At 47.0% G+C, this 13,095-nt stretch carries 10 protein-coding genes; 7 read left to right on the forward strand and 3 right to left on the reverse strand.

The genetic code is table 11. The annotated features are described in order from the left end of the window. Positions 1-9 precede the first annotated feature (9 nt). The 3 genes from OXI21_RS04425 to mutS all read right to left on the reverse strand — a co-directional run bounded on the left by OXI21_RS04425 (position 10) and on the right by mutS (position 5,014). Complete coding sequence (locus OXI21_RS04425) at positions 10-1,029, reverse strand: ABC transporter permease subunit (RefSeq protein ID WP_279618354.1); 1,020 nt, start codon at positions 1,027-1,029, stop codon at positions 10-12. Positions 1,030-1,045: 16 nt separating this feature from the next. After that, complete coding sequence (gene potA, locus OXI21_RS04430; RefSeq protein WP_279618355.1) at positions 1,046-2,185, reverse strand: polyamine ABC transporter ATP-binding protein; 1,140 nt, start codon at positions 2,183-2,185, stop codon at positions 1,046-1,048. 186 nt (positions 2,186-2,371) lie between these two features. After that, positions 2,372-5,014 (reverse strand): DNA mismatch repair protein MutS, encoded by a 2,643-nt coding sequence (gene mutS, locus OXI21_RS04435; RefSeq protein ID WP_279618356.1) that lies wholly within the window; start codon positions 5,012-5,014, stop codon positions 2,372-2,374. Positions 5,015-5,119: 105 nt separating this feature from the next. Here mutS and OXI21_RS04440 point away from each other — a divergent pair, with 105 nt between their 5' ends. The 7 genes from OXI21_RS04440 to ligA all read left to right on the forward strand — a co-directional run bounded on the left by OXI21_RS04440 (position 5,120) and on the right by ligA (position 13,079). Then, complete coding sequence (locus OXI21_RS04440; protein ID WP_279618357.1) at positions 5,120-6,724, forward strand: TerC family protein; 1,605 nt, start codon at positions 5,120-5,122, stop codon at positions 6,722-6,724. Continuing rightward, a complete protein-coding gene (hslO, locus tag OXI21_RS04445; RefSeq protein WP_279618358.1) occupies positions 6,717-7,610 on the forward strand; it encodes an Hsp33 family molecular chaperone HslO in 894 nt (297 codons plus the stop codon). The genes OXI21_RS04440 and hslO overlap by 8 nt, the downstream gene beginning before the upstream one ends. Then, positions 7,610-8,248: a flavin prenyltransferase UbiX gene (locus OXI21_RS04450; protein WP_347815488.1), complete on the forward strand. Its 639-nt coding sequence runs from the start codon at positions 7,610-7,612 to the stop codon at positions 8,246-8,248. Before hslO ends, OXI21_RS04450 begins: the two co-directional genes overlap by 1 nt. A 7-nt stretch (positions 8,249-8,255) precedes the next feature. Then, positions 8,256-9,269, forward strand: coding sequence for an RDD family protein (locus tag OXI21_RS04455; RefSeq protein WP_279618360.1), 1,014 nt, complete (start codon positions 8,256-8,258; stop codon positions 9,267-9,269). A 3-nt stretch (positions 9,270-9,272) separates the two neighbouring features. Beyond that, entirely contained in the window at positions 9,273-9,947 is a 675-nt protein-coding gene (locus OXI21_RS04460) for a hypothetical protein (protein WP_279618361.1), read from the forward strand. 76 nt (positions 9,948-10,023) lie between these two features. Then, the gene (locus OXI21_RS04465; RefSeq protein WP_279618362.1) at positions 10,024-10,926 is read left to right on the forward strand and encodes a cell division protein ZipA C-terminal FtsZ-binding domain-containing protein; all 903 of its coding nucleotides are present in this window, start codon (positions 10,024-10,026) and stop codon (positions 10,924-10,926) included. A 101-nt stretch (positions 10,927-11,027) separates the two neighbouring features. Continuing rightward, complete coding sequence (gene ligA, locus OXI21_RS04470; RefSeq protein WP_279618363.1) at positions 11,028-13,079, forward strand: NAD-dependent DNA ligase LigA; 2,052 nt, start codon at positions 11,028-11,030, stop codon at positions 13,077-13,079. Positions 13,080-13,095 lie beyond the last annotated feature (16 nt).

Consider the following 13,095-nt stretch of genomic DNA (forward strand, 5'->3'; position numbering starts at 1 on the left):
GATGGCTCCTTAGGTAAATTGCTTCTCTTGAACACGGTTAAAGATATAGATCGGGATAATCACCAGCAACAATAAAATCACTGAAATCGCCGATACAAGCGGTAAATCCATGCCTTTAAGATAGGTATCGTAGAGCACTTTACCAATCATGGTGACATTCGATCCGCCTAACAGATCGGGAATGACAAACTCACCAAGCGCGGGAATAAAGACTAAGAACGACCCCGCTAAAACGCCTGGAAGCGAGAGTCTAAAGGTCATCGTCCAAAACGTTTTAATTGGCGGACACCCTAAATCTTGCGCGGCTTCAATAAGGGTTTCATCGATCTTATTGAGCGTTGCGTAGAGCGGTAAAATCATAAAGGGCAGATAGCCATAAATAATACCGATATAGACCGCAAGATCGGTGTGCAAAATCCCAAGATCAACGGGATGCGCCGGATCGATCAGGCCTAAAAATCCGCCGACGGCATTAATCACGTTATTTAAGATGCCAGAGGGCGATAGAATCGTGACCCACGCATAAATTCGGATTAAAAAAGAGGTCCAAAACGGTAGGATAATCAGCATCACTAAAAATAGGTGCCACTGTTTAGGCGCGCGCGCCATTGCCAAAGCGATTGGATAGCCAATTAAGAGCGTAAAAAAGGTGGCAAAAAAGGCCACTTTCACACTGTTTAAATAGGCGTTCACATAGATCGAATCCTCCCAAATATCCATATAGTTTTGGAAGTTCACTGTGATCTGTAAAATCCCCGTTTCCACCCATTCTAATAGATTGGTAAAGGGGGGAGATGCGATCTCCGCTTCGGTAAAACTGATGCGTAAAATGATTAAAAATGGAATTAAAAAGAAGAGGGTTAACCAAATAAAAGGAACCCCAATCACCAGTTTACGGCTGCTAAAAAGACTCACAATAAAGCGATAGGGCCAGAAGCGTAAACATTTGCGATGCGTAAAATTAAGGCGGGAGATCAACTCCGCAGCGGCTCCCGTTAAGAAGCCGATCTCGTGTTTGTGGTGTGCCATTCTCTTCCCCTTGAAATTATGAGATTAGAGCGATGCCAGAATCTTTATCGAAGCTAATATAGACGCGATCTTCGTAGTTGATCTTATGTTCGGTTAAGCGTTTATGATTGACCTGTGATGCGGTCACCATCTTGCCGTTATCGAGTTTCACGTGATAGATCGACATATCGCCAAGATAGCCAATATCCCACACTTCCCCCTCAACGCAGTTGATGGTTATATCCTCTGGCGGGGTGAGCGAAATATCGAGCTTTTCAGGACGAACCGCGACCCACGCTTGCGCGCCAACTACCGCACCGACCCCTTGATTACAGACGAGTGGCGTTTCCGTTTCATAGCTTTCGATCGTGGTTTGTTTTGGTGAGATATCGGAGATAACCCCTTCAAAGATATTCACGTCCCCAACAAATTCGGCTACATAGCGTGAGTTGGGATACTCATAAATCTCGGTCGGAGTTGCCACTTGAACAAGCTCACCGGTATCCATTACGGCAATTCGACTCGAAACGGTCATCGCCTCCTCTTGGTCGTGAGTGACGATCACAAAGGTGATGCCGAGCTCTTCTTGAATGTTCATCAGCTCAAATTGCGTCTGCTCACGGAGACGTTTATCAAGCGCCCCTAAAGGCTCATCAAGAAGGAGCAGTTTTGGCTTTTTCACGATACTGCGTGCAAGAGCAACCCGCTGGCGCTGACCACCTGAAAGTTGATGAGGTTTACGTTTGGCGTATTTACCCATTTGCACCAGTTCAAGCATCTGATCGACGCGTTTACGAATCTCAGCTTTCGCAATTTTATCCTGTTTTAGACCAAAGGCGATATTGTCCTCAACGGTCATATGCGGAAAAAGCGCATAGCTCTGGAACATCATATTGACCGGGCGCTCGTAGGGCGGGATTTTGGACATATCTTCCCCTTCGAGAAGAATTTTCCCTGAGGTAGGCGTTTCAAAGCCGGCAAGCATCCGCAGAAGCGTTGTTTTACCGCATCCCGATGGGCCAAGCAGAGAGAAAAATTCACCTTTATAAATGTCTAGCGAGATATTATTCACCGCAATATGGTCGTCAAAAACCTTTACAACATCGATAAGTTCCACGTGGGGAACCGAATTGGGGTCACGCCAAGGTTCATGTTTATGTAATTGGCTAGGGTGCATAGAGACCTCCTATTGCATGCAAATAATGTGATTTAAAATTGAGTAGTCGTTAGGAACTCGCTTTTGGGAATTTAAAAACTAATCGGGCGATTAGTGCGTAAAATTAATCCAATGGGATAAAAAGAGAAGGGCATTCTAGGCGTTTTTAGAATGCCCTGCAACCACTATTTTAGCGGATCCAGACTTTTATATCTTTTCTTTCCACGTTGCAATTAAATTGAGCGCTTCGATGGGGGTTAATTGATTGATATCTAACTCTTTAATGGCTTCTTCAATTTCTGAGGGATCATTTGAAAAAAGCGATAATTGTTCCGCCGGCTCATGAAACGTTTGAATATCGGGTGTTTTTTGGTGAGAGCTTGTTTGCGTAGATTCTGGCAGTACCGAAAGATGCTCAAAACTCTTTTCAAGCTCGGAGAGTTTCGTTTTCGCCATCTCGATTACCCCTTTTGGGACACCGGCGAGCGCCGCAACTTGGAGGCCATAACTTTTTGACGCAGCCCCCGGGCGGACTTGATGCATAAAGATAATCTCATCTTTGTGTTCAACGGCGTCAAGATGCACATTTTTAATCTCAGGGTAGAGGGTTTCAAGCTCGGTCATCTCAAAATAGTGCGTGGCAAAGATTGTCATCGCTCGCGCCTTTTGAGAGAGATAGACCGCAGCACTCCACGCAAGGGACAGCCCATCGAGGGTTGATGTTCCGCGACCGACTTCATCCATCAACACCAGGCTCTCTTTTGTGGCGTAATTGAGGATTGTGGCGGTTTCGGTCATCTCCACCATAAAGGTTGATTGCCCTGAGCTTAAATCATCTTGCGCGCCGATACGGGTAAAAATCCGGTCGATCGGGCCAATCTCAGCGATTTCAGCCGGCACAAAGGAGCCGATATGCGCGAGTAATACAATGAGAGCCGTTTGGCGCATGTAGGTGGATTTCCCGCCCATGTTCGGCCCGGTGACAACGAGAAGATTCGTGCTGGGCTCTAAAGTAAGATCATTGGGGATAAAGGGCGTTTTAAGCGAGCTTTCCACAATGGGGTGGCGACCGGCTTTAATATTGATCCCGATAGAGGCCTTAAACACCGGGCGATTCCAGCGAAGGCGCGTAGTGATTTCGGCAAGGTTGATGTAAAGATCGAGCGTTGCCAGGGCATCACTTAAGAGGCGCAATTGGGCTTGATAGGGAATAATTTTTTCAATCAGCTCATCCCAAAGCTCTTTTTCAAGGGCAAGAGCACGTTCTTTCGCGCTTAAAATCTTATTTTCAAACTCTTTGAGCTCGGGATAGATATAACGCTCCACATCTTTTAGCGTTTGACGGCGCACATATTCCGCGGGCATCTTGTCCGAATATTGTTTCGAAATCTCCACATAATAGCCGTGGACGCGATTGTAACCGACTTTAAGGGTGGGGATATGGAGGCGCTCCCGTTCGCGGACTTCAAGGTCGAGCAGAAATTGATCGCCTTTCGTGCTCATGGTAATCAGCTCATCAAGTGCGTCGGAATAGCCAAGTGCGAGCACGCCGCCATCTCGGATCAGCACCGGGGGCTCTTCAATAATCGCCGTTTCAAGCAGGGTGCGAAGCTCGGGAAGTTCTTCCAAAAATGAGAGCCAGAGCGGATTAATTTTAACGAGTGCTTCATTTTGAGATAGAAGCGTTTTTAGATCCGGAATCTGTTGTAAGGTGGTGCGAATTTGGGTGAGATCGCGGGGGCGGGCACTTTTAAGCACAACGCGGGTCACTAATCGCTCAAGATCACCAATCGGTTTTAACAGCGATTTAATCGATGTTTGATCCCCTTGAAAGGCTTCCACAAGATCAAGGCGCTCATTTAAGAGACGATGATCGCGAAGCGGGCGATTGAGCCAGCGCGACAGCAGCCGTGACCCCATCGGCGTGATGGTATGATCGAGAAGATCGCGAACGCTATGCTTTTTCTCACCGGTGAGCGTCTTTTCAATCTCTAAATTTCGGCGCGTCGTCACATCTAAAATCACCGCATCATTCAATGATTCTAGCGTAAGCGTATCGATGTAGCTGAGCGTATCTTTTTGGGTCTCTTTAACGTAGGTTAAGAGCGCGCCGGCGACGCTTAGCATTGTATCGCCGGGGTGAAGGGAAAACCCTTGCAGACTTTGAACGCGGAAATGATCGCAAAGCAGATCGTAATTACGATTGATATCAAAATGCCACTCAGGAAAGGCAGTAATCGTTGACATATTGCGGATCGCCGGATGAATTACCTCCTCTTCAGGATGGATAATTTCCGAGGGTTTAATGCGAAGGAGTTCCGAGAGAAGCTCATCAAACGAGAGAAGCGGCATGAGCGAAAATGCAGCGCTGGATAGATTGAGCCACGCGAGCGCCCATTTTCCCTCTTTCGGGTTATTTGAGGGCGCGTTGCCATCCTCTAAAGGCGCTTTAAAAATGGCGGCGGTAATGCTCTCAGAGCGCGCATCGAGGAGATAATCATCGGTGAGCGTTCCCGGAGTAATAATGCGCACCACATCCCGCTCAACGGGGCCCTTATTGGAAACCTCGCCCACCTGTTCACAGATCGCAACCGATTCCCCCATTTTAACCAGTTTCGCTAAATACCCTTCGGCGGCATGATAGGGAATCCCTGCCATCGGCACCGGCTCGCCAGCGGATTTTCCGCGCTTTGTGAGCGTGATATCAAGGAGGCGTGCGCCTTTTTTGGCATCATCGTAGAAAAGCTCGTAAAAATCACCCATTCGGTAGAAGAGAATCATCGAAGGATAACGCTGTTTGATGCTCCAATATTGCTGCATCATCGGGGTGTGTTCAGGATTGATTGTCATCGTTTGTGTCATTTATTGGTAATTTATCGACTATCAGAATAAAATAGGGGGAAATTTGTTTACATTTGATGTTGTGTTCGACCAAGAGCTATCAAAAGGAGCGCTATGGAATGGTTGATGGATCCCTCGATTGGCCTATTTTCGCCGTCGGTATGGGTTTCCCTAGTTATTTTACTTCTATTAGAAGTGGTTTTGGGCATAGATAATCTCATATTTATCGCCATTTTATCAAATAAACTCCCGCCTCACCAACGCAGTCATGCGCGGTTTGCGGGGCTATCTTTAGCACTTTTAATGCGGATTGGGTTGCTCGCGATGATGAGCTGGCTCATTACGCTCACCGATCCTGTTTTTATCGATCCGATCTTCCATCATCCGTTTTCGTTACGGGATTTGATCTTGGTGTTCGGGGGCTTTTTCTTAATCCAGAAAGCCACGCGTGAACTCCATGAACGAATCGAGGGTAGCACTCATTTAGAAGGAAAATCGAAGAATTACGCTAAATTTTGGCCGGTGGTATTGCAGATCGTCATTTTAGATGCGGTCTTCTCCTTTGATGCGGTGATCACTGCAACCAGTATCGCTAAACACCTCTGGGTGATGATCTTAGCGGTAACGATCTCGATGTCGATGATGCTCTTTGCAGCGCGTGCGCTGACGGAGTTTGTTAATCGTCATCCGACCGTCGTGGTGCTCTGTTTAAGTTTCCTTCTGATGATCGGGCTTAGCCTTGTGGTGGAAGGGTTTGGCTTTGAAGTGCCGAAGGGCTATATCTACGCTGCGATCGGATTCTCGGTCTTTATTGAGATTATGAACCAGTGGATTCATCGCCGCCAAGAGATTCTCCAAAATCAGATGTCGCGCCGTGAACGTACTGCTGACATGATTTTGCGTCTTTTAGGAACTAAACTCTACGACGATCATGAACATGATGAAGAGGAAGAGCACCCCGAGGAGCACGATCCGATCGAGCTTTTTGGTGAAGAGGAACGCAACATGGTGAGTGGCGTTTTAACGCTAAGTGATCGGACAATTCGTTCCATTATGACACCACGAAATGAGATCTCTTGGATCAATATTAACGATTCAAAAGAGCAGATTCTTGAAAGCCTCGATGCCAATCCCCATAATCAATTTCCGATCTGTGATGGAACGCTCGATGATGTGAAAGGGGTCGCGCGCGCGAAAGATATCGCTACCGATTTGCTAGAAAAAGGGTATATCGATCTTGAGCATTCGGTGCGCCCAGCGCTCTTTTCTCACCGCTCAACAAGTGTGCTTAAGATGATGGATATTTTCCGTGAATCGAAAGTGCATATGGTGATTGTGACCGATGATTTTGGTGGGATTCAAGGGGTAATTACTCTTCTTGATGTCTTTGAGGCGATCGCAGGCGAATTCCCTGATGAGGACGAAACCTTATCGGTGGAAAAAGTCTCCGATACCGAGTGGAATATCGATGCGGGATGTGACTTACTTATTGTGGAGCAAACCCTTGGGATTCGCGGGCTTGTCGATGATGACGATGATTATAGCTCGCTCGGCGGACTCCTCATTGATCGGCTCGATGAGCTGCCACACGCAGGTGATTATTTAGATTCTAAAGGGTATCGATTTACCGTTACCGATGTGGACGATAAACGTATTTTAATGGTCAATGTCACTCCGATTCCTGAGAGTGACGACGAAGTAGAGGTTGTAGATGATTAACGGCACAAGCCCAAAAACCGATTATTTAGATCGATTTATTTTTGACGAACTCCCGATTCGCGGTGAGCGCGTGATTTTAGAGCATAGCTGGCAAGAATTGTTGCTTCGCCGTTCCTATCCTGACAATGTGAAAAAACTGCTCGGTGAATTGATGGCAACGACGGCACTTTTAAGTGCCACCATCAAAATTGAAGGAAAGCTCACCGTGCAAGTGCAAGCCAAAGGCGCGCTCGATCTATTAGTGGTGCAAATTAGCCATCTTAAAGGGGTGCGAGCGGTAGCGCGTTTTGATAAAGAAGGCGTCGCCGGTCTAGAGGGTTTAAAAGAACTTTGCGGGGAAGGGCATATCGTGATTACGATCGATGCGCCGACCTTTAAAGAGCCCTATCAAGGCATTATTCCGCTTATTGATAACAGCATTAAAGAGGCGATTGAGCGCTATTTTGCCACCTCCGAGCAGCTCGAAACAACGCTCTATTTAGCTACAAGCGATCAAGCGGCGGCAGGGATGTTGTTACAACGTCTTCCCGGTGAAATGCCTGATGAAGATGCCTTTAATCGGGTGAATCATTTAGCGGCGACGATGCAAGATGAGGAACTATTACAGCTTCCCACAAAAGAGCTGCTGTATCGCCTCTATTCGGAAGATGATATTCGCGTATTTGAGCCCGACTCCTATCATTTTGAGTGTACCTGTTCAAAAGAGCGGACCCTTAGCATGATCTATCAGCTCAATTTAGATGAGGTGAAATCGATTCTAGCGGAGCAAGAAGATGCCCTTTTTGTCGATTGTGAATTTTGCGGTAAACGCTATCTCTTTAAAGAGTCGGACCTTGATTTCTCACTCTTTAAATCGGAAGAATCAGAGAGCGGTGCATCAGATTAATGATTAAGATGAAAGATCGCATTACCATCGCCTTAACCGGCGCATCTGGGGCGCAGTATGGACTACGCCTCATTGAGGTTTTGCTTAAAAAAGGGCTCGCAGTGAACGTGCTCTTTTCGCAAGCGGCGCTGGTGGTGTTGGCCCTTGAGATGGATCTTGGATTAGGGAAAACTACCGCGTTACAAAAGGCGCGTCTTTTAGAGCTGTTTGGCCTTGGTGAGGAAGCGAGTGCGCTTTTAAATGTTTACGGCGAAAAAGAGTGGACATCGCCCTTAGCCTCTGGCTCAAATACCCCTCGGCATATGGTGGTTTGCCCGTGCAGTATGGGGAGTTTGGCGGCGATCGCAACCGGGCAATCGAATAATCTCATTGAGCGAGCCGCGGACGTTATTTTAAAAGAACGGCGCAACTTAATTTTAGTGGTGCGCGAGACGCCATTTCACACCATTCATCTTGAAAATATGGTAAAACTAAGCCAAATGGGCGCGCTCATTATGCCGGCCAATCCAGGGTTTTATCATAAACCGACATCGGTGGATGCGATCATCGATTTTATGGTGGCACGAATTTTAGATCAGCTCGATATTGAGCACAATTTAATGATGAAGTGGGGCGAAAAAGACCCCGCAACGAAATAGAGGGAACATGTCAAAGAAATATCAGGTTCAATTTAGCGGAAAACTCTCCGACGGCATTTCAGAAGCGGAAGCGATTCGTCGTGTTGCGGCGGCGTACGAGGTCGATGAGGCCGAGATCGAAAAATGGTTTACCGGCGAAGCAATCACTCTTCGTGAAGAGGCAAACGAGGCGGAAAAAGAGGAGATCGTTGAGTTTTTAAGCTATTTTGGTCTGGTATTGGAAGTGATCGAACTCGATGGCGCGACAGATAAAGCAGCAGACGAAACCGTGGATGATGCGGCTGATGAAAAACCCGAGGAAGATGAGCCCGAGGAAGAATCGATCTGGACACGCCCACGTAATGAAAATAGAGAGAGTGATGAGAATCTTCCCCCTGAAGCTGCTGATTTTAAGCGTGATCTTCAATCGGCAGAAGAGGCACTTGCTGATTCCTTAAATGCGTTAAAAGAGGCGATCGAAAAGAATCCCAATGCGATGATTTTCCGCCCCGCACCACTGCATAAACGTTTTTTTGCTTATGTGATCGACATGTTTATGGTGGGTATTATCTTCTCGTTTTTGCTCTCCTATGTCTTTATTCCACTGGGATTTATGAGCGAAGAGACCATTCAGCTCATCACCAATATCTATTTTGAAGAGGCGCGCCCCTCTGATGAGGAGATTCAAGAGGCGCTCGGCGCGATCTATTACACGGTGATTCCGCTGATGATGGCGGTTTATTGCGGTTACTTCATCATTTTAGAAGGGGTGATGCGCGGCAATAATAGTCTTGGAAAACAATTTTTAAATATCCGAATCTATTCGGTAGCATCGCCGGTACCAACGCTCTATCAAATTACGCTACGCACGGTAACGCTTGCGGTAGTGATGATGGTGCTTCAAGGATTGTTGGATTCTATGATTCCTATGCTCGGCTCGCTCCTTTTTCTAGCGAGTTTAGGGATGGCGCGCTTTGATAAGAGCGGTTTGAGCCAAACATTTTACGACCGGATTGCCGGAACTTGCGTGGGAGAGCGTTAATCGATGACCGACATTGTCAATTTAGGATCTGGAAAAGTGCTTGTTTATCGCGAACTTGGCGCTGATGCACTTGCAGAACACGCCTTTAATCTCTTTTTATATCAAGGTCGGCATGCACTCGGGGCGAAACTTATTTATGAAGCGCTCCGCCAAGATCCTTATCATGTGCTCGCCCTTCGCTGTTTAGCTGATCTTTTGGAACAAAAAGGCACGGAAATATTTTCCGCGATTGTGCTTGAATATGCGCGGATGTATGCCACAATTGTCGAAGAATCGGAGCTTGATGCGCTGGAAGAGATCCTCTTTATCTCAAAATGGAGTTGGGGATTTGCGCGCCATGCGTCGGGGAAAACGGAATTGTCGATGGCGGACTTTGCCGATCGCAGCCAATTTATTACCGATCATGAGCGTTATCAAACCTTTTTAGATGAGATTTTTACACGGACGGAATCTTTAGAGACGGGCTTTCAAGCGGCGCACAGAGTCTGCGGACTGATGGCGCAATTTGTCGAGCATAAAGAGGGGATTGATGCGGCGTCTCAATTTGAGGCAATCTTTAATCCTCAGAACTTTGTTATGAGCGATGCGCACGAGGCGTGGCTCGATAGTTATGATCCGGTACTCGATGAATTGATGCTAAAACGGGTTGCGGACGATGTAAGTCAATTAAAATCATGAGCTTGTTGAATGCTTAAGATTTTTTCACAGAGTTTGTTTATAATGATTTGAATATTTTTAAGGTAACAGAGTAATTATGACAACGGCTATTTTAGTGCTTGCACTGCTTTTAGTGGCAGGAACCATTGGATTGTGGATTTTCCTTGAGCGCAAGTTTAAAGAAGAAGAGTTTGTGGAGCGGGTTGAACCGGATCTGCAAGATATGTTTGAAGAGATCACCGTTCAAAAAACGGAGGTGGATCTTAAAGTAGATCGATCAGACAATCCTCCGACTGCTGAGATAGACGTTGAGTATGAAGAGCGCTCGTATACAGGCCCCGTGCCCGATCCGTTTGCCGAAGAGAATGAGGCCGATGATACCACTGCAGGAAATGCCATTGATACTACGCCAACCCCATTAAGACGCCTTACCGAAGAGGAGCCTTCGAATATGTTTTCTAAAATTAAGAGCCTCTTTAAGCGAAACAAAGATGAAGAGTATACTACTCACCCCGATGAGCATTTAGAAGCGCTCGTTCGCCCAGCGGCCGTTCGTACGGTGGCTTTTTTACTCAAAGCGCCGGAAGATCAGCCCTACACCATCCGCGAGATTTTAGAAGTCGGTGCCGAGCAGCAGCTTCTTGTGGGCGAAGAGGGTTATCTCGATTATTTAACCACAACGCTCTATGGCGATGAGCCGATGTATAGCGTTGCCCACCTATTAGAGCCAGGCAGTTTCCGTGAAGGGGGCGAGATTATTCGTGACCTTGAGCTTGAAGTGCCGGGCATTTTGCTCTTTTCACAAATTCCAGGGCCCGATCCTGAAATTTCAACGATCGATAGTCTGATTCGTGCGGCGGCTCATTTTGGTAACGCGCTGGGCGGGACACTTTATGATGAGACGCAACGTCCTGTCGATCGTGAAGGGTTAGCGGCCATTCGTGAAGAGATCGCAGAACTTGATAAACGCGAATGGGATCGCGCACTCAACCACTATTAATCGGCGGATTAGAGCGATTCCAGTAGACATTAAAGAAAGTGCTTTTACTCACAAAGCACTTTTTTTATTCCTAGAGATTGAGAGTAAAACGAGATAAGAAGATGACGGATATGCAATTATCACAGGATCAAGCAGCGCGCAAAATTGCGGAGCTGACCGAGTACTTAAACAAGCTCAACTATCATTATCATGTGCTCGATGAGAGTTTAATTCCCGACCATGAGTTTGATGCGCTTTTCCATGAGCTCCAAACCCTTGAAGCGGCGTATCCCGATCTTATTTTAGAGAATTCTCCTTCGCGTAAAGTCGGCGGGCGCGTGCTTGAGGGTTTTAATGAGATCACTCATGAAAAGCCGATGCTCTCGTTAAGTAACGCCTTTAATAATGAGGATGTGCGTAAATTTGATGAGCGCATTGCGGAGCGTCTTGGAACATCAAATATCATCTATTACGCCGAACCAAAGCTCGACGGATTAGCGGTGAGCATTATGTATGAAGCGGGTCGCCTTCAATTTGCCGCAACTCGCGGGGATGGAATTACCGGCGAAGACATTACCGAAAACATTAAAACCATTAAGAGCCTGCCTCATCAATTGCAAGGAGATTATCCGGCGCGTTTAGAGGTGCGGGGCGAGGTCTTTATGCGTAAAGCGGTGCTCGAAAAACTCAATCAAAGCCAATTAAAGCAGGGGTTAAAACCCTTTGCCAATCCACGAAATGCCGCTGCTGGGAGTTTAAGACAGCTCGACTCGCGCATCGCAGCAAAACGTAATTTAAGTTTTTATTGCTATAGCGTTGGGGTTAATGAGGGTAATCAGCGGGAGATTCAGGCCCATTCAGAGTGGCTCGAAGCGGTGAAATCTTGGGGCGTTCCGGTCTGTACCTTAAATAAAAAGGTCACTAATGTGAAAGGGCTTCTCGATTATTATCGTGATATGGGTGAAAAACGTGATGGTCTAGCCTTTGAGATCGATGGCGTTGTCTATAAAGTCGATGCACTATCGCAACAAGAGACGCTTGGCTATATTGCCCGCTCACCACGCTTTGCCATTGCCCATAAATATCCGGCGATGGAAGAGCGCACCATTCTGCGCGATGTGGAATTCCAAGTCGGGCGCACGGGTGCGATTACACCAGTAGCAAAATTAGAACCGGTGGAAGTAGGCGGGGTAACGGTTTCAAATGCAACGCTTCATAACGCCGATGAAATTGAGCGTTTAGGGGTGATGATTGGAGATGAGGTCATTGTTCACCGTGCCGGTGATGTGATTCCGAAAGTGGTGCGTGCGGTCGTGGAAAATCGTGATCCGGACGCTGTTCGAGCGATCAAATTTCCCACAGAGTGCCCGATCTGCCACTCGCCGATTGTGCGTATTGAAGGGGAAGCGATTGCCCGTTGTAGCGGCGGTTTTATCTGTGAAGCGCAAAAGTTAGAGGGTTTAAAACATTTTGTCTCCCGAAAAGCGATGGACATTGATGGACTTGGCGAACGCTGGCTTGAGATTTTCCTCCAAGAAAAAGTGATCGAACGTATTGAAGATCTCTTTGTGATGAGTAAAGAGCGCTTGCTCGAGCTCCCTCGCATGGGTGAAAAATCGGCGAGCAATATTTTAGCGAGCATTGAAAAAAGTAAAACGCCTAAGTTTGCCAATTTTATCTATGCGCTCGGGATTCGCGAGGTTGGGGAAGCAACCTCAAGAACGCTATCCGATCATTACAAAACCCTCGATGAGCTAATGTTGGCAAGCCTTGAGGAGCTCCAAACCTTGGATGATATCGGCCCCATTGTGGCCAAACATATCGTCACCTTTTTTGCCCTTAGTGATCATCGTGAGATGATTGAGCGCCTCTTAAGTTACGGCGTTACGATTCAATATGAAGAGAAAAAAGAGGCCGGTGAAGTAAGCGAAGCGCCCCTTGAAGGTGAAACTTGGGTCATTACCGGAACGCTTGCAGAATTTGGGCGAAGCGATGCGAAAGAATTACTTCTTGAGCTGGGCGCAAAAGTGACGGGCAGTGTGTCGAGTAATACGAGTTTTCTGCTCGCCGGTGAAAAGGCCGGCAGTAAACTCACGCAAGCGGAGAAACTGGGCGTACCGGTGAAATCGGAAGCGGAATTTATTGAGTTATTAAAAACTCATGGGAAGCGATAGGACGCTGATTAAATTG

The sequence above is a fragment of the Ignatzschineria sp. RMDPL8A genome, from assembly GCF_029815055.1.
Classification (GTDB): domain Bacteria; phylum Pseudomonadota; class Gammaproteobacteria; order Cardiobacteriales; family Wohlfahrtiimonadaceae; genus CALZBJ01.

Coding starts and splice junctions, on each gene's coding strand:
- OXI21_RS04425 (WP_279618354.1), bottom strand. CDS start 1,029: ATGGCACACCACAAACACGAGATCGGCTTCTTAACGGGAGCCGCTGCG.
- potA (WP_279618355.1), bottom strand. CDS start 2,185: ATGCACCCTAGCCAATTACATAAACATGAACCTTGGCGTGACCCCAAT.
- mutS (WP_279618356.1), bottom strand. CDS start 5,014: ATGACAATCAATCCTGAACACACCCCGATGATGCAGCAATATTGGAGC.
- OXI21_RS04440 (WP_279618357.1), top strand. CDS start 5,120: ATGGAATGGTTGATGGATCCCTCGATTGGCCTATTTTCGCCGTCGGTA.
- hslO (WP_279618358.1), top strand. CDS start 6,717: ATGATTAACGGCACAAGCCCAAAAACCGATTATTTAGATCGATTTATT.
- OXI21_RS04450 (WP_347815488.1), top strand. CDS start 7,610: ATGATTAAGATGAAAGATCGCATTACCATCGCCTTAACCGGCGCATCT.
- OXI21_RS04455 (WP_279618360.1), top strand. CDS start 8,256: ATGTCAAAGAAATATCAGGTTCAATTTAGCGGAAAACTCTCCGACGGC.
- OXI21_RS04460 (WP_279618361.1), top strand. CDS start 9,273: ATGACCGACATTGTCAATTTAGGATCTGGAAAAGTGCTTGTTTATCGC.
- OXI21_RS04465 (WP_279618362.1), top strand. CDS start 10,024: ATGACAACGGCTATTTTAGTGCTTGCACTGCTTTTAGTGGCAGGAACC.
- ligA (WP_279618363.1), top strand. CDS start 11,028: ATGACGGATATGCAATTATCACAGGATCAAGCAGCGCGCAAAATTGCG.